At 67.8% G+C, this 19,841-nt stretch carries 20 protein-coding genes and 2 pseudogenes; 17 read left to right on the top strand and 5 right to left on the bottom strand.

From position 1 onward, the window contains the following. Positions 1-49 precede the first annotated feature (49 nt). The 7 genes from AC0VYP_RS19055 to AC0VYP_RS19025 all read left to right on the top strand — a co-directional run bounded on the left by AC0VYP_RS19055 (position 50) and on the right by AC0VYP_RS19025 (position 5,642). Positions 50-382 carry a DUF2469 domain-containing protein gene (locus AC0VYP_RS19055; protein WP_285757432.1) on the top strand — a complete coding sequence of 111 codons (333 nt, stop codon included), beginning with the start codon at positions 50-52 and terminating at the stop codon, positions 380-382. 85 nt (positions 383-467) lie between these two features. After that, positions 468-848, top strand: a complete 381-nt coding sequence (locus AC0VYP_RS19050) for a hypothetical protein (RefSeq protein ID WP_285757431.1) — start codon at positions 468-470, stop codon at positions 846-848. A 138-nt stretch (positions 849-986) separates the two neighbouring features. Continuing rightward, positions 987-1,364, top strand: a complete 378-nt coding sequence (locus AC0VYP_RS19045; protein WP_475471049.1) for a YraN family protein — start codon at positions 987-989, stop codon at positions 1,362-1,364. Further along, entirely contained in the window at positions 1,365-2,894 is a 1,530-nt protein-coding gene (locus tag AC0VYP_RS19040) for a YifB family Mg chelatase-like AAA ATPase (protein WP_475471047.1), read from the top strand. Then, entirely contained in the window at positions 2,891-4,060 is a 1,170-nt protein-coding gene (gene dprA / locus AC0VYP_RS19035) for a DNA-processing protein DprA (protein WP_432707418.1), read from the top strand. The genes AC0VYP_RS19040 and dprA overlap by 4 nt, the downstream gene beginning before the upstream one ends. Positions 4,061-4,235: 175 nt before the next feature. After that, positions 4,236-4,598 carry a RidA family protein gene (locus AC0VYP_RS19030; protein WP_285757428.1) on the top strand — a complete coding sequence of 121 codons (363 nt, stop codon included), beginning with the start codon at positions 4,236-4,238 and terminating at the stop codon, positions 4,596-4,598. A 168-nt stretch (positions 4,599-4,766) separates the two neighbouring features. After that, positions 4,767-5,642 (top strand): tyrosine recombinase XerC, encoded by an 876-nt coding sequence (locus AC0VYP_RS19025; protein ID WP_475471045.1) that lies wholly within the window; start codon positions 4,767-4,769, stop codon positions 5,640-5,642. Positions 5,643-5,756: 114 nt separating this feature from the next. On the opposite strand, the pseudogene AC0VYP_RS19020 reads toward AC0VYP_RS19025, so the two are convergent. Then, positions 5,757-5,933 (bottom strand): annotated as a pseudogene (locus AC0VYP_RS19020) (M23 family metallopeptidase); the annotation flags it as partial. Here AC0VYP_RS19020 and AC0VYP_RS19015 point away from each other — a divergent pair. From AC0VYP_RS19015 to AC0VYP_RS18990, 6 genes are all read left to right on the top strand, one after another. Then, entirely contained in the window at positions 5,862-6,092 is a 231-nt protein-coding gene (locus tag AC0VYP_RS19015; RefSeq protein WP_285757426.1) for a hypothetical protein, read from the top strand. The pseudogene AC0VYP_RS19020 and the gene AC0VYP_RS19015 overlap by 72 nt on opposite strands. A gap of 374 nt (positions 6,093-6,466) precedes the next feature. Further along, on the top strand, positions 6,467-7,387 hold the full coding sequence (gene rpsB, locus AC0VYP_RS19010; RefSeq protein ID WP_285757425.1) for a 30S ribosomal protein S2: 921 nt from the start codon (positions 6,467-6,469) through the stop codon (positions 7,385-7,387). A 47-nt stretch (positions 7,388-7,434) separates the two neighbouring features. Beyond that, positions 7,435-8,271, top strand: a complete 837-nt coding sequence (tsf, locus tag AC0VYP_RS19005) for a translation elongation factor Ts (protein ID WP_475471043.1) — start codon at positions 7,435-7,437, stop codon at positions 8,269-8,271. 136 nt (positions 8,272-8,407) lie between these two features. Continuing rightward, a complete protein-coding gene (gene pyrH, locus AC0VYP_RS19000; protein WP_432707417.1) occupies positions 8,408-9,175 on the top strand; it encodes a UMP kinase in 768 nt (255 codons plus the stop codon). A 53-nt stretch (positions 9,176-9,228) separates the two neighbouring features. After that, a complete protein-coding gene (frr, locus tag AC0VYP_RS18995) occupies positions 9,229-9,786 on the top strand; it encodes a ribosome recycling factor (RefSeq protein WP_285757423.1) in 558 nt (185 codons plus the stop codon). Positions 9,787-9,789: 3 nt separating this feature from the next. After that, positions 9,790-10,731: a phosphatidate cytidylyltransferase gene (locus AC0VYP_RS18990; RefSeq protein ID WP_475471041.1), complete on the top strand. Its 942-nt coding sequence runs from the start codon at positions 9,790-9,792 to the stop codon at positions 10,729-10,731. Positions 10,732-10,906: 175 nt separating this feature from the next. Here the strand turns inward: AC0VYP_RS18990 and AC0VYP_RS18985 are convergent, their stop codons facing one another. Together AC0VYP_RS18985 and AC0VYP_RS18980 are read right to left on the bottom strand one after the other, a co-directional pair. Continuing rightward, on the bottom strand, positions 10,907-11,299 hold the full coding sequence (locus tag AC0VYP_RS18985; RefSeq protein WP_475471040.1) for a hypothetical protein: 393 nt from the start codon (positions 11,297-11,299) through the stop codon (positions 10,907-10,909). 94 nt (positions 11,300-11,393) lie between these two features. Next, complete coding sequence (locus AC0VYP_RS18980) at positions 11,394-12,479, bottom strand: suppressor of fused domain protein (RefSeq protein WP_285757421.1); 1,086 nt, start codon at positions 12,477-12,479, stop codon at positions 11,394-11,396. A gap of 195 nt (positions 12,480-12,674) precedes the next feature. On the opposite strand from AC0VYP_RS18980, the gene rlmN reads away from it, so the two are divergent. Together rlmN and AC0VYP_RS18970 are read left to right on the top strand one after the other, a co-directional pair. Continuing rightward, the gene (gene rlmN, locus AC0VYP_RS18975) at positions 12,675-13,772 is read left to right on the top strand and encodes a dual-specificity RNA methyltransferase RlmN (protein WP_285757420.1); all 1,098 of its coding nucleotides are present in this window, start codon (positions 12,675-12,677) and stop codon (positions 13,770-13,772) included. 33 nt (positions 13,773-13,805) lie between these two features. Further along, positions 13,806-14,273, top strand: coding sequence for a VTT domain-containing protein (locus AC0VYP_RS18970; RefSeq protein ID WP_285757419.1), 468 nt, complete (start codon positions 13,806-13,808; stop codon positions 14,271-14,273). Between the two features lie 36 nt (positions 14,274-14,309). Here AC0VYP_RS18970 and AC0VYP_RS18965 read toward each other — a convergent pair. Both AC0VYP_RS18965 and AC0VYP_RS18960 read right to left on the bottom strand, forming a co-directional pair. Continuing rightward, a pseudogene (locus AC0VYP_RS18965) lies at positions 14,310-14,807 on the bottom strand (Lrp/AsnC family transcriptional regulator). A gap of 119 nt (positions 14,808-14,926) precedes the next feature. Then, a complete protein-coding gene (locus AC0VYP_RS18960; RefSeq protein ID WP_475471038.1) occupies positions 14,927-16,537 on the bottom strand; it encodes a PucR family transcriptional regulator in 1,611 nt (536 codons plus the stop codon). Positions 16,538-16,708: 171 nt separating this feature from the next. On the opposite strand from AC0VYP_RS18960, the gene AC0VYP_RS18955 reads away from it, so the two are divergent. Together AC0VYP_RS18955 and AC0VYP_RS18950 are read left to right on the top strand one after the other, a co-directional pair. Next, positions 16,709-18,001, top strand: a complete 1,293-nt coding sequence (locus tag AC0VYP_RS18955; RefSeq protein ID WP_475474291.1) for an aspartate aminotransferase family protein — start codon at positions 16,709-16,711, stop codon at positions 17,999-18,001. Between the two features lie 106 nt (positions 18,002-18,107). After that, positions 18,108-19,610, top strand: a complete 1,503-nt coding sequence (locus AC0VYP_RS18950; protein WP_285757415.1) for a CoA-acylating methylmalonate-semialdehyde dehydrogenase — start codon at positions 18,108-18,110, stop codon at positions 19,608-19,610. Positions 19,611-19,841: the final 231 nt, after the last annotated feature.

Raw genomic sequence — 19,841 nt, 5'->3', positions numbered from 1 at the left:
CAGGGCCGGGCCGCAAACGGGGAGAGGCACGACGAAAGCGAGCTGTTCGATGAGTTCTGAGGACCTGGAGAAGTACGAAGCCGAGATGGAGCTCCAGCTCTATCGCGAATACCGTGACGTCGTCGGGTTGTTCAGTTACGTGGTGGAGACCGAACGCAGGTTCTATCTCACCAACCACGTGGACCTCCAGCCGCGATCCACCGAGAACGGCGAGATGTACTTCGAGGTCGCCATGCAGGACGCATGGGTCTGGGACATGTACCGCCCGGCCCGGTTCGTGAAGAACGTCCGTGTGGTGACCTTCAAGGACGTCAACGTCGAGGAGATCACCAAGGCCGACCTGGAGATCCCTCCCGACGGCAGCACCCCGGCCGAGGAGTGAGAGCGGCCCGGGCGGCGCGACCGATGGTGGAGACGGCCCCGACCGGGTAGTCCGGTACCCAAGGACCGATGACCTTGGAGGGAACATGGACGACCACCAGCCCGGAGCCGACGCCGCCCGGACCAACCAGGCCCGCACCGAGCCCCTGCCCGCCACCCCCGAATCAGACCCCGGCCAGCGAGCGGTACGCCGTAACGAAGAGCTCGGTGCGCACGGAGCCGCCGCGCAGTCCCCGGTACGCGGGGAAGTTCCCGGTGAGGGCGAACAGGTGCTGAACCGCATCCGCGCGGGAGTCCCTGCGGCAGACGCGCCTCTGGACGCCCCCGGGGTCCAAGCAGCCCGCAGCCATCCCGATGGTGACGACGGCTGGCAACTCAGCCAGGTGGCCAACTCTGTTCGGGGCCGCCCCGACGGCGAGGTTGACACGCGGGCTGATCAGCCCGCCAACGGTTCCGAAACCCCCTGACCGGTACCGATCGGATCAGTGACGGTCTCGACGCGTGGTCCCGCTTTCCCTGCGGTGGAATAGTTGTCCACAGATCGCCCGGTCGTCGTCCCGTGCCCCTGCCGCGCCACCGCATGGTGGAAGCCGGAGGTGGTGCACATGCTCACCCGAGCACAGGCGCAGGCCCGACACCGGCGCGAACTGGGGCGGCGTGGAGAGGAAGTCGCAGCGGCCTATCTGAGGCGTGCAGGGATGCGCGTCCTCGACCGCAACTGGCGTCGTGCCGACGGCGAGATCGATATCGTCGCCCGCTGGGGGACCACACTGGTGGTCGTCGAGGTCAAGACCCGGACCGGTACGCGGTTCGGCGGTCCTGTCGAAGCCGTGGACGACCGCAGACGGGCGCGATTGCGCCGCCTCGGCCATCGGTGGGCCCGAGGACACGACATGCGTGCCAGGATCCGTGTCAACGTCCTGGGGGTGCTGGCGCGCCCCGGCGGACGGTGGTTCGTCCGCCACCAGCGCGGGGTGGCCTAGATGGCTCTGGCGCGTACCCACGCCGTGGCCCTTCTCGGAGTGGAGGGCCACGGCGTCGAGGTCGAGGCACACCTGGGCAACGGTCCGGCGGGACTGACCATCGTCGGCCTGCCCGACGCGGCGTTGCGCGAGGCCCGTGACCGCATCCGCGCGGCCATACTCAACAGCGGCGAGCAATGGCCCGAAGAACACATCACCATCAGCCTGTCCCCGGCCAGCCTGCCCAAGCGCGGCAGCGGGTTCGACCTCAGCATCGCCGCCGCGGTCCTCGCCGCCAACGGGGCCATCCCGGTCGAGGGCATCCACGACGCCGTGTTACTGGCCGAACTCGCCCTCGACGGACGGACCCGCGCGATCAGGGGAGTGCTGCCCATGGTCCTTGCCGAGACCGGCCGCGGTCAACGTACGGTCGTCGTCGCACGCGGAAACGCGGAGGAGGCCGGACTGGTGGCCGACGCCGACGTGGTCGCAGTGGGCTCCCTGGCCGAACTCGTCGCCCGATTACGCGGCCGCCCCGATGTCTCGGAGTCCTTTCCCCACGAACAACCCCGGCCGGTGGAGCCCATGGCCCCCGGCCCCCGCCCCGACCTCGCCGACGTCCTGGGGCAGCCCGTCGCCCGCAAAGCGGTCGAGATCGCTGCCGCGGGAGGTCACAACACCTTCTTGTTGGGGCCGCCCGGCACGGGCAAGAGTCTGCTCGCAGAACGGTTGCCCACCATCCTTCCCCGGCTCAGTACGGCGGACTCCATCCAGGTCACCGCGATCCACTCCTGCGCGGGCACCCTGCCCCACGGCAGGCCGCTGATCACGGAGCCCCCCTTCTGCGATCCCCACCACACGGCCACCCGCGCGGCCATCGTCGGAGGCGGTGCCGGCCAACTGCGCCCCGGCGCAGTCAGCCTCTCCCACTGCGGGATCCTGTTCATCGACGAGGCGCCGGAGTTTCCCCGCGGTGTCCTCGATTCCCTGCGCCAGCCGTTGGAGAGCGGCGAGATCCTGATCGCCCGGGCCGCGGCCACCGCCCGCTTCCCCGCCCGTTTCCAGCTGGTGCTCGCGGCCAACCCCTGCCCCTGCGGCAAGCCGGGGGCCGCCTGTGTCTGCTCCTCGCTCACCCGCCGGCGCTACCTCGCCAGGCTCTCCGGACCGTTGCTGGACCGGGTCAACCTCACCGTCGAGCTGCCACCGGTGACACGGGCCGAGCTCCTGGCCGACCGTGTCCGCGCCGAATCCTCCGAGGTCGTGGCGGCCAGGGTCCTCCACGCTCGGCAACGCGCCGCCGCTCGGCTCTCCGGTACTCCCTGGTCCTGCAACGCCGGCATCCCGGGCGCCGAACTACGCCGAAGATTCCCGCTCCGGCCCGAAGCCCTGCGTGTCCTGGGGCGCGCAATGGATCGGGGCGAGGTCAGCGCCCGAGGAGCGGACCGAATCATTCGATTGGCCTGGACGATCGCGGATCTGGGCGACCGCCCTGCCCCAAACGCCGAGGACACCGGATACGCCTTCACGCTTTGGTCGGGGACGGCCCGGTGAGCGCCGGAACCTGCACCGACGACGCCGTGGCCAGGGCGGGGCTCACCGCCATCGCCATGCCGGGGGATCCCCTGATGCGCACACTCCTGGAGCATCATCCACCGGAACTGATCTGGTCGGCGCTGCGCGCCGGGAGCCCGCTCCTCTCGACAGCCGATGACCCCGCCAAGGCCGCGCGGTTGCGGCGGTGGCAGGCGAAGGCCAAGGAAGTGGACACCGATGTACTGCTGACCCTTGCGGCAGAGGCAGGTATCCGATTGGTGGTCCCGAGCGACCCTGAGTGGCCCAGCCAACTCGAATCACTCGGCCCGACCCGTCCCTGTGCGCTATGGGTTCGAGGCGCGCACGACTTGCGCAATGCCTGCCTGCGCTCCGTGGCGGTAGTCGGAGCAAGGGCCGCTACCGCATACGGCCTCCACGTTGCGGGAGAGCTCTCCCACACGCTCTCCGAGCGCGGGTGGAGCGTGGTGTCAGGAGGCGCCTACGGAATCGACGGCGCCGCCCACCGGGGGGCGTTGGCCGGTAGCTGCGCCACCGTCGTCGTACTGGCCTGTGGCCTGGATGTCGGATACCCGCGCGGGCACGATCGGCTTTTCACCGATATCGCCGAGCGAGGGGTCCTGGTCAGCGAGCATCCGCCAGGGGCGGTCCCCACCCGTAAAGCGTTCCTCGTACGCAATCGGATCATCGCCGCCCTCACCCCCGGCACCGTGGTTGTCGAGGCCGGTACACGCAGCGGCGCCATCAACACCGCCACACATGCCCGTGACCTCCTCCGTGTATTGATGGCAGTACCCGGGCCGGTCACCTCCGCTCTGTCGGCAGGCTGCCACCGGCTGCTGCGCGACTGGCAGGCAGTGTGCGTCACCGATGCCCACGACATCATCGAACAGGTCGGTCACATCGGTGCAGACCTGCGTCCGGACGACGCGCCGTTGTTGGAGCACGACGACCTCGACGCAACCGCTCGCACCCTCGTGGCCGCACTGTCCACAACCGAGGAGGCCGGCGCGGTCGCGGTTGCCTCCGCTACCGGTCTCGATCTCGACGCTGTGTTGCGCGGGCTCGGCCTCCTCGCGGCCGCCGGGCACGTCGAGAGAGTCGGTGCGGGCTGGCGTGTCAGATCCCGAAAACACCGGGGAAGCCAGGGCAGAGACGTTCGGTGATCTCCTCCCCGGCAGGGGGCCATCCGGGACTAGGACGGTGTCGGCCGGGTAGCCCATACTGCATCGGCTGGCTGCCGGCGCATGTGCTGCGCCGGCAGCCAGCCGCAAGGAGCTGAGAAAGGAGGCGCGGCGCTGTTTCCCTGCCCAGACCGGGGCGCGTGCGCCGCGATTGCCGATGAGCAAGAGCTACAGCCCGGCGGTGGTCGCCGATGGACCATTGATCTTCGTTTCCGGACAGGTTCCCGAGGCGGAGGATGGGAGCGTTCGCGAAGGCGATGCCATCGCCCAGGCCCGTCAGGTCCTGCGCAATCTCGAAGCTGCGCTCGAACCCCATGGTGCCGACCGTCGTCACATCGTCAAGCTCACGTACTACCTGCGTCACATCGCCGACCTCGCCGCCCTGCGCTCGGTACTCGCGGAGTTCTTGGTGCACCATCCCCGCCCGGCCGCCACACTCGTCGAGGTGAGCGGCCTTCTCGACTCTCGCTACCTGCTGGAGATCGACGCTGTCGCGGTTCTCCCGCCGCCTTCTCCCTGACCGTGGGCTCCACACCGGCCGGGGCGGTTGCCGTCGGCCGGTGGTTCTGGTGGGGAAAGTCGTGGTCGTCGACGAAGAGCAGCGTGTCCTGGTTCGGTGTCGGGCAAAACAGGGCAGTCTGGTTCTATGGTCGATTCCGAATCCGCGCCATCCGGGGAAGCCCTTGAGGTGCTCGCTGACTTCGAGCGACATCTCGCCATCGAACTCGGGCGATCAGAGCATACGGTCCGGGCCTACCTCGCCGATGTGCGCGGGCTTCTGGAACATCTGAGCACGGCCGGTGCTGTTCTCTCCGAACTCGATCTGCCGACGATACGCGGTTGGCTCGGGGACCAGCACAGCACCGGCGTAAGCCGGGCCACGCTTGCGCGCCGGATCGCCTCGACCCGTGTCTTCACGGCTTATCTCTGCCGTACCGGTCGGCTCGCCGATGATCCCGGACCGTTGCTGTCAGGACCTCGGCAGCAACGCGTTCTACCGGTCGTTCTTGACGAGAGACAAGCCGTTACCGCGATGACCATGGCGGACGGCGACGATTCGCCGGCTGCCCTACGTCGGGGTGCGGTGGTCGAGGTCCTGTACGGCACCGGCGTCCGGGTCGCTGAATTGTGCGGTTTGGACCTGGACGACCTGGACCGCGAGCGGCGTACTGTGCGGGTCCTGGGCAAAGGGGCCAAAGAGCGGGTGGTGCCGATCGGCCATCCCGCGGTTGTCGCACTGGAACGCTGGCTGGGCGCCGGACGTCCGCGGTGGGCCACGCCGGAGAGCGGTCCCGCGTTGTTCCTGGGGGCACGGGGAGCCCGGCTGGGCACACGTACCGCCCGCCGTGACGTGCACGACCAGATGGCGGTGGTCCGCGGTGCCGACATCGGTCCGCACGGACTGCGCCACAGCGCAGCCACCCACCTGCTCAACGGTGGCGCCGATCTGCGCAGCGTCCAGGAGATTCTCGGCCACTCCTCGTTGGCCAGCACCCAGATCTACACGCACGTCTCCATCGAGCGGCTGACCAGCACCTACAACCAGGCCCATCCGAGGGCCTGAAAACGTGTCCGACAGCGGCAGCAGCCGTATCCCGCCCCGGCCCAACAGCGCCAGCGGATCGAGATAGTCGCGCCCGTGCAGCAGACCCCAGTGCAGGCAGGGGCGCAACGGACAGTGGCGGGGCTCCGAAGAGAGCGTGCCGAGGGGAGCTCCAGCCCCCACCGGATCGCCGCGTCGCAGACCGGAGTCCACCGGAAGGTAGGTGGTACGCAGCCTCCCGTGCACGACCGTCACCACGGGAACTCCCGCTACCACTCCGGCGAACCCGACCAGCCCTTCGCCCGCGGCCAGTACCCGTGTCCCCGGAGCCGTCGCGAGGTTGACACCGCGATGGCCGGCGAGCCAGCGCTGTTCCGGCGGTTCGAAGCCGCGAAGGACGGTGATCTCGCCTGGGAGAGGCGAATGCCAGGGGCCCTCGTCGGCCAGGACGGGCGTGGGCGCCGCGAGTAGCAGCGCCCCCAGCAGGAGCAGCAGGCGAAGGGATCTCATAGCGACCATCCTGGGGGGCTTCGCCGGGCACGGTCCGGTCTGATCCGGTGGCTGTGGACAACCGTGAAGCCCCTGGTCGCCAGCGCGTTCCGAGGTCTGCGCAGCCCCTGGTCGCGGACAGGGGCGCCGCTGGCCCCGCGGGCGGTTAGAATCTTGTCGTGGTCCAGTACTGGACCACCTATCTCGCGCGTCCTCTTGCTTCCGCCAGTGGAGGACCGGGCTCACGGTCCGCGCCGAGTCCCTACCCGGGGGCAAAAGCGCGGCGGCCCGGTCGGGACGTCAGGAACAACCGAGGTGGGCGCCTCGCGTCCACCGCATCAAGGAAAGGCCGAGTCATGGCCACAGTCGTGACGATCCGTCAGCTGCTCGAAAGCGGCGTCCACTTCGGGCACCAGACCCGTCGTTGGAACCCCAAGATGAAGCGCTTCATCTTCACCGAGCGCAACGGCATCTACATCATCGACCTGCAGAAGTCGCTGGCCTACATCGACCGCGCCTTCGAGTTCGTCAAGGAGACGGTTGCCCACGGCGGCACCATCCTCTTCGTCGGAACGAAGAAGCAGGCTCAGGAAGCCATTGACGAGCAGGCCCGCCGCGTCGGTATGCCCTTCGTGAACCAGCGCTGGCTGGGCGGCATGCTCACCAACTTCTCCACCGTGCACAAGCGCCTCCAGCGCCTCAAGGAGCTGGAAGAGGTTGACTTCGACGACGTCGCCGCCTCCGGTCTCACCAAGAAGGAACTGCTGGGCCTGCGTCGCGAGAAGGAGAAGCTGGAGCGCACCCTCGGTGGTATCCGCGACATGGCCCGCGTGCCGAGCGCGGTCTGGATCGTGGACACCAAGAAGGAGCACATCGCGATCAGCGAGGCTCGCAAGCTCAACATCCCGGTCGTGGCGATCCTCGACACCAACTGCGACCCCGACGAGGTTGACTTCCCGATCCCGGGCAACGACGACGCGATCCGCAGCGTCAGCCTGCTGACCCGCGTGGTCGCCGACGCCGTCGCCGAGGGCCTGCTGGTTCGCTCCGGTGGCGCCAGTGGCGAGCAGAAGGCCGCCGAGGAGCCGCTCGCCGAGTGGGAGCGCGAGCTGCTGGAGGGCAAGAGCGAGGCTCCGGCCGAGGCCCCCGCTGCGGAGTCCGAGGAGACCCCCGCCGCGGAGCCCGTGGCTGAGGAGACCCCCGCCGAGGAGCCGGCCACTGAGGAGCCTGCGGCCGCGACCGAGGCCCCCGCCGAGGCCGAGTCCAAGGAAGCCTAGAGCTCTCCTCTTCCCCGCCGATCCACTCCTACGGATAGAGAACAGTTATGGCGAACTACACCGCCGCCGACGTCAAGAAGCTGCGCGACCTCACCGGCGCCGGCATGATGGCGTGCAAGAAGGCCCTCGAGGAAGCAGAAGGCGACTTCGACAAGGCCGTCGAGGCACTGCGCATCAAGGGTGCCAAGGACGTCGGCAAGCGTGCCGAGCGCACCGCCGGCAACGGCCTTGTCGTCCTCCAGGCCGACGGCGAGACCTCCGCCGTTCTGCTGGAGCTCAACTGCGAGACCGACTTCGTCGCCAAGAACGACAAGTTCCAGGCGCTCGCCGCCGACCTCGCTTCCTTCATCGCCCGGACCTCTCCTGTCGATGTCAACGCCCTGCTCGCCTCCGACTACGCCGACGGCAAGACCGTCGCCAAGGTCATCGAGGAGAACAGCGCGGTGATCGGGGAGAAGCTGGAGATCCGTCGCTTCGCCAAGATCGACGGCGAGTACGTGGCCAGCTACATGCACAAGTCCGACCCCGACCTGCCTCCCACCCTGGGTGTGCTGGTCGAGCTGGACAAGGCGGACGCCGACGTCGCCAAGGACCTCGCGCAGCAGATCGCCGCGCTCGCGCCGAAGTACGTGAGCAAGGACGACGTTCCTGCCGAGATCGTCGAGAACGAGCGCCGTATCGCCGAGGCCACCGCCCGTGAGGAGGGCAAGCCCGAGCAGGCACTGCCCAAGATCATCGACGGACGCGTCAACGGCTTCTTCAAGGACGTGACGCTGCTCGGCCAGCCGTTCGTCAAGGAGAACAAGAAGACCGTCCAGAAGATCGTGGACGAGGCGGGCGTCTCCGTGCGCAGCTTCGTCCGGTTCAAGGTCGGCCAGAGCTAGAACGTTTGACATGATGCTGGGGTGCCGGGGAACGATTCCCCGGCACCTCCGCTGAATCTGGACCGTGCGAGGTCCTTCCGAGATCCGGGCGGACCCGCGCAGGAGTACCACCCGGGGAACAGAAGGAGGCCGCGCGATGCCGGACAACGGCGAGCAGGGCGCAGCAGACGGACCTGCCATGTACGACACCGGCTGGGGGCGAGTCGTCCTCAAGCTGTCGGGCGAGGCGTTCGCCGGCGACGAGCAGCTCGGCATCTCTCCGGATGTGGTCCGCTACGTCGCGGACGCGATCGCGGAGGCGGTCGCCAAGGGCATCCAGGTGGCCGTGGTCATCGGCGGCGGCAACATGCTCCGCGGCGCGCAGATGTCCGAGGGCGGTATGGAGCGCGGCCGTGCCGACTACATGGGCATGCTCGGCACCGTCATCAACTGCCTCGCTCTCCAGGACTTCCTGGAGCGTCTCGGCGTTGACACCCGGGTTCAGACCGCGATCCACATGAGCCAGGTCGCCGAGGCATACATTCCGCGACGGGCCATCCGCCACCTGGAGAAGGGCCGCGTCGTGATTTTCGGTGGCGGCCTCGGAGCCCCGTTCTTCTCCACCGACACCGCGGCCGCTCAGCGCGCGCTGGAGATCGGTGCGCAGGCCGTGCTCAAGGGAACCCAGGTTGACGGGGTCTACGACGCCGACCCGCGCAAGGATGCGGGCGCCAAGAAGTTCGACCGTCTCGACTACAACGAAGTGCTCACCCGCGGACTCAAGGTCATGGACGCCACCGCGGTGAGCCTGTGCATGGACAACGGTCTGCCGATCGTGGTTTTCGACCTCATGGGGCAGGGCAATATTGTCCGCGCCGTGAAGGGGGAGAAGATCGGCACGATTGTGTGTCCCGCTGACGCCTGACACGCGTCGCCCAGTCTCCACCAACGCCGGTAAGCGACACACGGGAGCCCGAAATGATCGAAGAGACCCTCCTCGAAGCCGAGGAGAAGATGGAGAAGGCCGTCCTTGTCGCCAAGGAGGACTTCGCCTCGATCCGTACCGGGCGTCCCGGCCCGGCCACCTTCAACCGGATCGCCGCCGAGTACTACGGCACGATGACCCCGATCAACCAGCTGGCCTCCTTCCAGGTTCCGGAGCCGCGCATGGTGGTCATCTCGCCGTTCGACAAGGGTTCGGTGCAGGCCATCGAGAAGGCGATCCGCAACAGCGACCTCGGCGTCAACCCCGCCAACGACGGCAATATCATCCGGGTGGTGTTCCCCGACCTCTCGGAGGAGCGCCGCAAGGAGTACGTCAAGGTCGTGCGGACCAAGGCCGAGGACGGTAAGGTCTCCATCCGCAATGTGCGTCGGCATGCCAAAGACACCTTCGACAAGGCCGTCAAGGCCGGCGAGGTCGGCGAGGACGACGGCCGACGCGCCCAGGATGAGCTCGAAGAGCTCACCCAGAAGTACGTCGCGTCGATCGACGAGCTGCTGAAGCACAAGGAAGCAGAACTGCTCGAGGTCTGATTCTTGTCCAACTCTGAGGCGACCGAGGGCATCGTTCCCGGCGATACACCCCAACCGGGTGGCACCGGCGCCGCTCCCCCCGAGGACGGCGCCAAGCGGTTCGCTCTGCACAAGCCCGACGGCCAGCCCGTACGCACCGGGCGCAACCTTCCGCTGGCAATCGGCAGCGGGGTTGCGCTGGGCGCGATCGTGCTGTTGGCCATCCTGCCGTTCCCGCCGGCGTTCATCCTGATCACCTCGATCGCCGTGCTTCTGGGCGTCCGGGAACTGCGCCGGGCCTTCACCGCGCGGGGCATCGAGATGTCGCCGATCCCCGTCATCGCGGGCGGCCTGGTGATACAGGCGGCCGCGTTCTTCGGCGGTCCGGTCTGGCTGGTCGGATCGCTGGCGCTCACCGCCATCATCACCCTGTCCTGGCGGTTGCGCGGCGGAGCCAGCGGTTACGTCCGCGACTCGGCTGCCAATCTCTTCACCTTGCTCTACCTGCCGTTCCTGCTCAGCACCTGGCTGTTGCTGCTGGCTGCCCCGGAGGACGGCCAGCAGCGGCTCATGGCGTTCATCATCGTGACGATCAGCAGCGACATCGGTGGGTACTTCGCCGGAATCCTGTTCGGTCGGCACAAGATGGCACCGGTCATCAGCCCGAACAAGACGTGGGAGGGCTTCACCGGATCGGTGCTGGCCTGCATGACCGCGGGTGCCCTTACCGTCCACTTCATGCTGGACGGGCCGGTGTGGGTGGGAATCGTCCTGGGGGCGGCGGTGGTCCTCGCCGCGACCGTGGGCGACTTGATCGAGTCCCTGGTCAAGCGTGATTTCGGCATCAAGGACATGGGCCGGTTCATGCCGGGGCACGGAGGACTGCTGGACCGGGTGGACTCCCTGCTCATCGCAGGTCCGGTCGCCTGGGTCGTTCTCGCGCTGCTGGTCCCGGTCAGCGGTTGAGCAATCCTTGGAAGGGGCGGGTGGTGCATGCCCACCCGCCCCTTCTTGATTCTGGTATCCGAAGGGAGCACGGTAAAAACACCGGCACTGCGTCGAGTTGATACCGTCCGGACGTCCTGCTGTGTGATGTGCCGAGCCGTACCGAGCCTCCCGGCGAGGGACAGCGTCCGAGGAGTCAGCCGGAGGAATCGGGCCGTGCAGAGCTCTCGGTGACGGCTGCGGGTTCCTCCAGGCGTTGTCCGCAGATGCGGCAGCGCAGGGCGTGCTTGGGGTTGGGGGCCTGACAGGTCGAGCACGGCGTCGTTCCCACGCCCTCGTCGAGTGCGCGAACCAGCGATCCCAGATGTTCGTCGGTTGCGGCGGCGTGCGCTGCACACAAACCTTCGCAGAAGGCCACCACCTGCTCCGGGGGCAGCGTCACCGGGCGCCCCTCTCGGGTGGTGACCCGGTAGGTCTCCCGGCCGTGGCCCTCGTGAAAGGTCAGCAGCCCTTCCTGTTGGGCCAGGCGCAGCAGGGTGCTCAGATAGGCGTGGGTGCCGCGTTCGAGCAAGGGGAACACGCCGGTCACCTTTCGGTTCGTTTGCGCGGTGGTGGACAGGCTCCCAGGTTAGCCATGGCAGGGGGAGTCCCGGACGCTGAAGCCGGGGTGTCCGTCCGGGCCCTTAGCCCAGGATCCAGCTGCGGCCCTCGGCAGCGAGTTTGGCCACCAGGGTCTCGGCGTCGTGCTCCTTGGCGAACAGGTGCTCGGGCCGGGTGATGGGGACGACCCACAGCCAGTTGACCGGGTCGCCGTGGAAGGACAATCCCGAGAGGTCCGGTGGCGGGGCCCAGCTCGGTCCGGACAGTACGGCGGGATCGGACACCAGGAGTACCGCGGTGTGGTTGCCGCGCAGCGGGGAGTCCTCTCCGGCCTCCATCCACTTCACGCTGTGCCCGGGACCGAACCAGGTGACCGCGCGCCACGGGAAGGTGCCCAACCAGCGGAAGATCCGGGCGGCGACGTGTGGTGGCGTGGTCGTGGCCAGCGCCAGTTCGATCCGGGCATAGGCGGAGGTGTCGGCCATGTACCGGTCCAGGGTGGGCATGCGCTGCCCGCACATGCCCACTGTGCTCAGCACGGTGTAGGGCCGGTCCGGCGTCGGCGGACGTTCGGAGACGCGGATCAGCGGGTCGTGGCCGTCGGAGACGTCCCAGTAGTGTCCGGGAGGGCCGACGCCCTGGTTCAGGTGGTTGAACACCGAGCGCTGCACGCTGCGCCACGCCCCGGAGGCCGCGCGCCAGGACCAGTACGCCTCCGCGTGCACCACGCGCGGCCACAACTGCCCGGCCACGTCGTCCAGCGCCCAGGCGTAGGAACTGCGTCCTATCGCCTCGCGTGAGTAACCGGGCAGGCCGCGGTCGGCCTCGGCCCATCCCGGGATGACCGCCAACAGGCCGTCGTCGTCCAGCAACGCGACTCCGTCCCCCTCCTCGAACCACACGGCCCGGAGGCGCTCGGCGTTCAACGCCGAACGTCCCTGGGGGTGTTTGGTGTAGTTCGCCGGCATCAGCGGGGCCCTGCCGGCGTACAGCCCGGAGGGGTCGCTGCTGTCGGGGGCCAGGGTGTGGTTGGCCAGCCAGACCGGAACCCGAACCTCCCCGCGCGGGTCCAGTAGATAGGCCGCGGTGGTCTGGGTGTCGTACTCCACGATGACCCGGCGACTGAGGTAGGGGCTGATCTCGTCGAGGAGAATACGCGTTGGGGCCACCGTGACTCCTCGTCGTTCGTCGTCACCCGCACGGTACCTGCCAGGCGCCGCATAGTATGGACGCCGGTGCCAGTATGGGCGGCACCTCCGCTTACCCGGAAAAACGTCGTAGTGGGCCCTAAAGTACCGCGAACGGCCTCTCCGCCGCTGCCCAAACCGCCCTATAGCCCCTTCACCGCGATCTTGGATCCCTTCATGCCTGCTGAGCTCACTTTCGTTGGACCGCGACGGGCCAAGCCGCCCCGCCACCTTGCCGACCTCGGCCCCGAGGAGCGCGCGGCCGTCGTGACCGAGCTCGGCGAGAAGCCGTTCCGGGCCAAACAATTGGCCCAGCACTACTTCGGGCACCTGGAGTCCGACACCGCGCAGATGACCGACCTTCCCGTCGAGTCCCGTGAACGCTTGGGGGAGGCGCTGCTGCCGCGCCTGTTGACCGTCGTGCGTCACATCACCTGCGACAACGGCATGACCCGCAAGACGTTGTGGCGGGCCTTTGACAACGTGCTGTTCGAATCGGTCCTGATGCGCTATCCCGATCGCGTCACGCTGTGCGTGTCCTCACAGGCCGGGTGCGGCATGAACTGCCCCTTCTGCGCCACTGGCCAGAACGGCCTCACCCGCAACCTCTCCACCGGCGAGATCGTGGACCAGATCGTCTCGGTCGCGCGCGACCTGGAGCGCGGTGAGATCGCCGGCGGTCCGGGTCGCATCAGCAACATCGTCTTCATGGGTATGGGCGAGCCCCTCGCCAACTACAAGCGCGTCCTTGAGTCGGTACGGCGTATCACCGACCCGGTTCCCGGCGGTCTGGGGATTTCCCAGCGCGGAGTCACCGTCTCCACGGTCGGCCTGGTGCCCGCGATCGACAAGCTCATCGCCGAACGTCTCCAGGTGCGCCTGGCGGTTTCGCTGCACGCCCCCGACGACGAGCTGCGCGACGAACTCGTTCCGGTCAACAACCGGTGGAACGTCCGCGAAGTGCTGGACGCCGCATGGCGCTACTCCGACACCACCGGTCGGCGCGTCTCCATCGAATACGCCCTCATCCGTGACATCAACGACCAGGCATGGCGTGCCGACCTCTTGGGCAAGTTGCTGGCGGGCCGGCTCGCGCACGTCAACCTGATCCCCCTCAACCCCACCCCGGGGTCCAAGTGGACGGCATCGCGGCCCGAGGACGAGCGAGAGTTCGTTCGCCGCATCCAGGCGCACGGCGTTTCGGTGACGGTACGCGATACGCGCGGCCAGGAGATCGACGGAGCCTGCGGTCAGCTCGCCGCCGCCGAGAACTGATCCCGGCCGCGCCCGGCGCGAAAGGGCCTTCCCGTGACCGAGACCCTGTTCGCATTTCTGGTCGCGTTGGCCGCGTCACTGCTGCCGTTTCTCAACATCGAGGTCTACCTCGTCGGTGCGGCCGCACTGTTGGAGGACGGTTGGCTGCTGCCCATGGCGGTGGCTGCCGCGGCGGGGCAGACACTCGGCAAGGTGCCCTACTACTATGCCGGTCGCGGTGTGCTCACCGTCGGCTGGCTGCGTCGCAAGACCGAGAAGCCGGGCCGGTGGTCGGAGCGGGTCGCGAGCCTGCGTCAGAAGGCGGAGGGGCGCCCGTTGTGGACCGCCGGTCTGGTGGCGCTGAGTTCCTTCGCCAGTGTCCCGCCGTTCATGGTCGTCTCGGTACTGGCCGGAACGGTACGGATGCCACTGGCGGCGTTCGTCGTGGTCACCATGGTGACCCGCACTGCACGTTTCGCCGTCCTCGTCTACGCCCCCGGTGTGGCCGCCGGGTTGATGTAGGGCCGGGGAACAGTACCGGCCTGAATGCCCGACCGGCTAGCGGGTTCCCCAGGCGTAGGTCTGCTTGCGCAGTTTCAGGTACAGGAAACTTTCGGTACTGGTGACCGTGGGAACAGCCCTGATCCGACTGAGTATCTCCAGCAGCTGGTCGTCGTCCTCCGCCACGACCTCCACCAGCAGGTCGAGGGAACCGGCTGTGATGACCACGTATTCGATGCCCACCAGCTCGGAGATCTGGTCGGCGACGATGTTGAGGTCGCCGCTGCATCGGATACCGATCATGGCCTGTCAACTGAAGCCCAGCATCATCGGATCGGTCACGCCGACCACCTGAACCACACCGCCCTCCAACAGGCGCTGGACCCGTTGGCGTACCGCTGCTTCGGACAGTCCCACGGCCTTGCCGATCGCCGCGTACGAACGGCGTCCGTCCTGCTGGAGCTGCTCGATGATCCGCTTGGCCGTGTCGTCGAGAACGATGCCGCTCCCCCCGTTACGGCGTGTGGGGGGCGCTGTCTCAGCCTGATCGGCCACCTGTTCCCTCGCTTCTAGTCACTATTCTGGACAAATTTTCATGAATTGGTTGTCTGATGCATCTTCGACAACGAATTCAAAACTACTCCAGCCTTGAGTAACCGTAGCCTGAGTGGCCTTCATCCGGGCAATCGATCCCGGATGGAGTCCAGGGCGAGAAGCGCCACGTGCAGCGACAGGCACGCCTCCACCGACTCCAGGTTGACGTCCAACACGTGCGAGATCCGCCGCAGCCGCTCGTAGAACGCGGGCCGGGACAGGTGTGCCCGCGAGGAGGCCAGTGCCTTGTTGCGTCCCGACTCCAGGTAGTGCCGCAGCATCTCGGTGAGATCCACATCGTGCCGTGCGTCGTAGGCAAGGAGTGGTCCCAGTTCGCGCTCCACGTACACCTGAAGGCGCTCGTCGTCGCGGAACAGGTGCAGCAGCCCCCGGACGTGCAGGTCGGGAAGCCGGTAGTAGAGCCGATCGTCGGTCTGGCGCAGTGCGACGTCACCGACCTGCCGGGCTTCCAGGAACGACCGTCGGACCTGCCGGATGTTCTCCGTGCGTGAACCCACCGCGATCACCGAGCCGGCCCCGACACGCTCCCGCAGGAGGGCGGCGAGCCGGTCCAGGCATTCGTCCAACCCCTCCTTCGGGGGGACCTCCAACAAGATGCCGACCCGGACGTCGTCCAGCGAACCCACCAGCGCGGGCAGGCGCAGATCCCGGCAGGCGCGGGCGGCGGCCTCAGCCGTGTCGGCGAGTCTGGCCTGGGTGGCCAACCCCGTTCCGGCTTCGCGCAGTCGAAGGACCAGCCCGACCAGATTGCGCCCGTTCAGGGGGACTCCGACAGCTCGCGCTCTGACCAGGGCTTCTTCCGGATCTGAATAGGCACGGTCCACGATTCCGGCGATGATCGTACGGTGCGTCTGGCGTTCCAGGCTCTCCTGGTGCCGCTCCAGCAGCCGGCCCAGGGCCAGTGTGGTCGCGGCCCGTTCCACCAGGACCGTCTGGCGTCGGGTGGGGGAGGCGCCGCAGATCAGGATGAGCCGTCCCCAGTCCTGCCCCCGCGCGCCCACTGTGGTGACCAACCAGCCGGTCGCCGGGTCGTGCACGGTGCGCGTGCTGGTGCGTACCGCCCGGGACCGGTTCTCCCAAGCGGTGAGCAGGATTCCGGGATCCTCGCCGTTGAGGTCGCAGCCCAGCATCTGGTGGGTCAGGTTCTCCAGTACCACCGGGCAGCCCGACAACTGGGCTGCTTCACGCAGTACCTGGTCGGGCCGGGCCCCTTCAACCGACAACTCGGTGAACACCTCGTGCAGCCGCTCCGATTCGCGCAGCTCTTCCAACTGTTCGCTGACCACCCGGCTGTGCACCGCCTCGGTGATCTCCACGAACCGGGCCTCCCGGTCCAGCGAGATGACCGGCATGCCGACCTCCCGTGCCGCGTCCAGCAGGGCGTCGGGGAGACGCGTGTGGTACTTGCGGCCGAGTTCCACGGCGATGCCGCTCACGCCGACGGACGCCAGGTCGGTGACGTAGCGGCGCAGTGCCTGGTCGTCGTCGGGCATCGCGATGCCCGTGGTCAGGACGAGCTCGCCACCGCGAAGAAGGTGGGCGAGATCGGTGACCTCGGCGATGTGTACCCAGCGCACGGCCACGTCGAGGAGATCGATGCCCACCACGACCTTCGGCCGGGCACGTTGCAGGGCTGGCAGGTCCAGGACGTCGGCGAGTGTAGGAAGCACGGGCCGAGTGTACAAAGCTCATCACACCAGCTCGGGGCTATTGCAAGCGGGCGCGACCAGCCTTGTGGCTTACAGCATGATCCCCAGTATTTACATGATGTAAATTCCGCTGCCGCGATGTCAACAGCCTGGCGCTGGTCAGGAGAAGACTCAGGGATGAGACTTAGGACCATGTCGGATCTGCTCGCGCGGCACCGCGCAGTCATGCCCTCGTGGTTGTCCCTCTACTACGAAACGCCCATCGAGATCGTCAGCGGCAAGGGAAACCGGGTCGTCAACGCCGAGGGCAAAACCTACCTCGACTTCTTCGCCGGGATCGTCACCAACACACTCGGCTACGACGTCGCAGAGGTTCGGGAGGCGGTGGAGGCACAGCTCGCCCGAGGTGTCGTGCACACCTCCACCCTGTACCTCCTGCGTGGCCAGGTGGAGCTGGCGGAGAAGATCGCCCGGCTCTCCGCGATCCCCGATGCCAAGGTCTTCTTCACCAATTCCGGTACCGAGGCCAACGAGACCGCGCTGCTACTGGCTACCTGTGCACGGGGCACCGACCAGGTCCTTGCGATGCGCAACAGCTACCACGGCCGCTCCTACGGCACGATCGCCGTGACCGGGAACCGCGGCTGGAAGAACTCCTCGCTGTCCCCTCTCAACGTTCACTATCTGCACGGCACGGATCGGGACCGCCCGGCTTTCGCCGCCCTCTCCGACGCCGCGTACGTGGAGGCGTGCGTCGCCGACCTCCGAGACGTGCTGGCCACTGCCACCGCACCGGATGTCGCCTGTCTGATCGCCGAGCCGGTCCAGGGAGTCGGCGGCTTCGCCACTGCTCCCGACGGTCTGCTGGCCGCCTACAAAGAGGTCTTGGACGAGCACGGAATCCTCTTCGTCGCCGATGAGGTGCAGACCGGGTGGGGGCGCACCGGGTCAAACTTCTGGGGAATCGAGAACCACGGGGTCGCGCCGGATGCGATGACCTTCGCCAAGGGCCTGGGCAACGGTTTCGCCATTGGCGGAGTGGTGGCCCGCGGGGACCTGATGGACGGCCTCACCGCCAACGGCGTGGCCACCTTCGGGGGCAACCCCGTCTCCACCGCTGCGGCCAACGCCACTTTGGACTATCTCCTGGACCACGACCTCCAGGCCAACGCCGCGCGTCAGGGCGCACTCGTCCTCGAACGCCTCGCTCCGCTCGCCGAACTGTCCTCGGTAGGCGCGGTGCGCGGTCGTGGCCTGATGTTCGCCGTGGACATGGTGGATCCGGGCAGCGGTGCGCCCAGCCCGACGCTGGCCGCCGCTGTTTTGGAGCGCACCCGTCGGCTCGGGCTGCTCGTGGGCAAGGGGGGGCTGCACGGCCACACACTGCGTATGGCACCTCCGCTCACTCTCAGCGCCGAGGAGGCAGCCGAAGGCGCGGCCATCCTGGTCGAGGCGATCACCGGCGTTGACTCCGCGGCCGGCTGACCCCGGCTGCCCGTATGGCGGTCCGCCCCTGTGCCGACCGCTCCGATCGGTCTGCCCGCAGGGCCGCCGGGACCGCACCCCCAGCAAGCAGTAAGGACCAACCCTGTTGAGTACCAAGCATGTGACCCACTGGATCGACAACAAGCCCTGGACCGGCGAGCCCCGGCGTCGAGGGGACATCTACAATCCCGCCACCGGAAGAGTCAGCGGCACCGTCGATCTTGCCGGTCCCGTCGAGGTGGAGGCGGCTGTCGCCGCTGCTCGCGCGGCCTTCCCCGCTTGGCGCGACACCTCTCTGGCCAAGCGCGCCGCCGTACTGTTCCGGTTCCGTGAACTGCTGCACGCCGCCGGCGACGAACTCGCCCGCCTTATCAGCGACGAGCACGGCAAGGTCGTCTCCGACGCGGCCGGTGAGGTTGCCCGGGGCCTGGAAGTGGTGGAGTTCGCCTGCGGCATTCCCCACTTGCTCAAGGGAGGGTACTCGGAGAACGTCTCCAGCAGGGTGGACGCCTACTCCATCCTGCAGCCGCTCGGGGTGGTGGCCGCGATCTCGCCCTTCAATTTCCCCGTCATGGTCCCGATGTGGATGTTTCCCGTCGCCATCGCCTGTGGCAACACCTTCGTCCTCAAACCCAGCGAGAAAGACCCCTCCGCCGCTGTGCGCATCGCCGAGTTGTGGGCGGAGGCAGGCCTGCCCGACGGGGTGTTCAACGTCGTGCACGGTGACAAGGAAGCGGTGGACGGGTTGCTGGCCCACGACGATGTCAAAGCGGTCAGTTTCGTGGGCTCCACCCCGATCGCGCAATACGTCTACAGCACCGCGGCCGCTACCGGAAAGCGGGTCCAGGCACTGGGCGGTGCGAAGAACCACATGGTGGTTCTCCCCGACGCCGACCTCGACCTGGCCGCCGACGCCGCCGTCTCGGCGGGCTTCGGTTCGGCGGGGGAGCGGTGCATGGCGATTTCGGCGATCGTCGCTGTCGGGGGCATTGCGGACGACCTGCTGGAGCGCATCCAGGAGAGGGTGGCGCGGCTGAGAGTCGGGCCGGGGGACGACGAGCGCAGTGACATGGGCCCTTTGATCACCGCCGCGCATCGGGACCGGGTCGCCTCCTATCTGGAGACGGGTGTGCGGCAGGGGGCCACCCTTGCCATCGACGGGCGGACGCACCCCTTCCTGGGCAAAGAGGCGGCCGGTTTCTGGTTGGGGCCTTCACTGCTGGACCACGTCACACCGAAGATGAGTTGCTACACCGACGAGATCTTCGGTCCGGTGCTGTCATTGCTGCGGGTGGGCTCCTACGCAGAGGCCATCCGGCTCGTCAACGACAGCCCTTACGGAAACGGGACGGCGATCTTCACCAACGACGGCGGAGCGGCCCGCCGTTTCCAGAACGAGGTCGAGGTGGGCATGGTCGGCATCAACGTCCCGATCCCGGTGCCCATGGCCTACTACTCGTTCGGTGGATGGAAGAAGTCGCTGTTCGGCGACAGTCACGCCCACGGAGTGGAGGGCGTGCACTTCTATACCCGGACCAAGGCGGTAACGGCACGCTGGGTGGACCCGAGCCATCGCGGAGTGAACCTGGGCTTCCCCACCAGTAGCTGAATCCGGCGTGGAAGGGCCGCACCGCACGAATTAGCGCGGAGTTGGCCTACTTACGGTTCTCTCGTTACTACACGGAGTATCGTAGTGCTCGGTTGACCGGCTTGTGGCGGCCGCCGCGACCGGCACCCGTGACCCGCACGGGATCACGAACGGGGCGGCGCGCTCATTTCCCCTCCTCCCCCCTGGAAGCGGGCGCGTCTATAAGGGGTGCTCCGGGTCCTCACTCCCCCT

This window comes from Nocardiopsis sp. iso_186 (assembly GCF_056173365.1).
This window is presented reverse-complemented; position numbering and strand designations above follow the sequence as displayed.

What these genes read in the sequence shown, in the direction of transcription:
- AC0VYP_RS19030 (WP_285757428.1), top strand. Translation starts at nt 4,236, where the DNA reads ATGAGCAAGAGCTACAGCCCGGCGGTGGTCGCCGATGGACCATTGATC.
- AC0VYP_RS19055 (WP_285757432.1), top strand. Translation starts at nt 50, where the DNA reads ATGAGTTCTGAGGACCTGGAGAAGTACGAAGCCGAGATGGAGCTCCAG.
- AC0VYP_RS18955 (WP_475474291.1), top strand. Translation starts at nt 16,709, where the DNA reads ATGTCGGATCTGCTCGCGCGGCACCGCGCAGTCATGCCCTCGTGGTTG.
- tsf (WP_475471043.1), top strand. Translation starts at nt 7,435, where the DNA reads ATGGCGAACTACACCGCCGCCGACGTCAAGAAGCTGCGCGACCTCACC.
- AC0VYP_RS19040 (WP_475471047.1), top strand. Translation starts at nt 1,365, where the DNA reads ATGGCTCTGGCGCGTACCCACGCCGTGGCCCTTCTCGGAGTGGAGGGC.
- rlmN (WP_285757420.1), top strand. Translation starts at nt 12,675, where the DNA reads ATGCCTGCTGAGCTCACTTTCGTTGGACCGCGACGGGCCAAGCCGCCC.
- pyrH (WP_432707417.1), top strand. Translation starts at nt 8,408, where the DNA reads ATGCCGGACAACGGCGAGCAGGGCGCAGCAGACGGACCTGCCATGTAC.
- AC0VYP_RS19045 (WP_475471049.1), top strand. Translation starts at nt 987, where the DNA reads ATGCTCACCCGAGCACAGGCGCAGGCCCGACACCGGCGCGAACTGGGG.
- rpsB (WP_285757425.1), top strand. Translation starts at nt 6,467, where the DNA reads ATGGCCACAGTCGTGACGATCCGTCAGCTGCTCGAAAGCGGCGTCCAC.
- frr (WP_285757423.1), top strand. Translation starts at nt 9,229, where the DNA reads ATGATCGAAGAGACCCTCCTCGAAGCCGAGGAGAAGATGGAGAAGGCC.
- AC0VYP_RS19050 (WP_285757431.1), top strand. Translation starts at nt 468, where the DNA reads ATGGACGACCACCAGCCCGGAGCCGACGCCGCCCGGACCAACCAGGCC.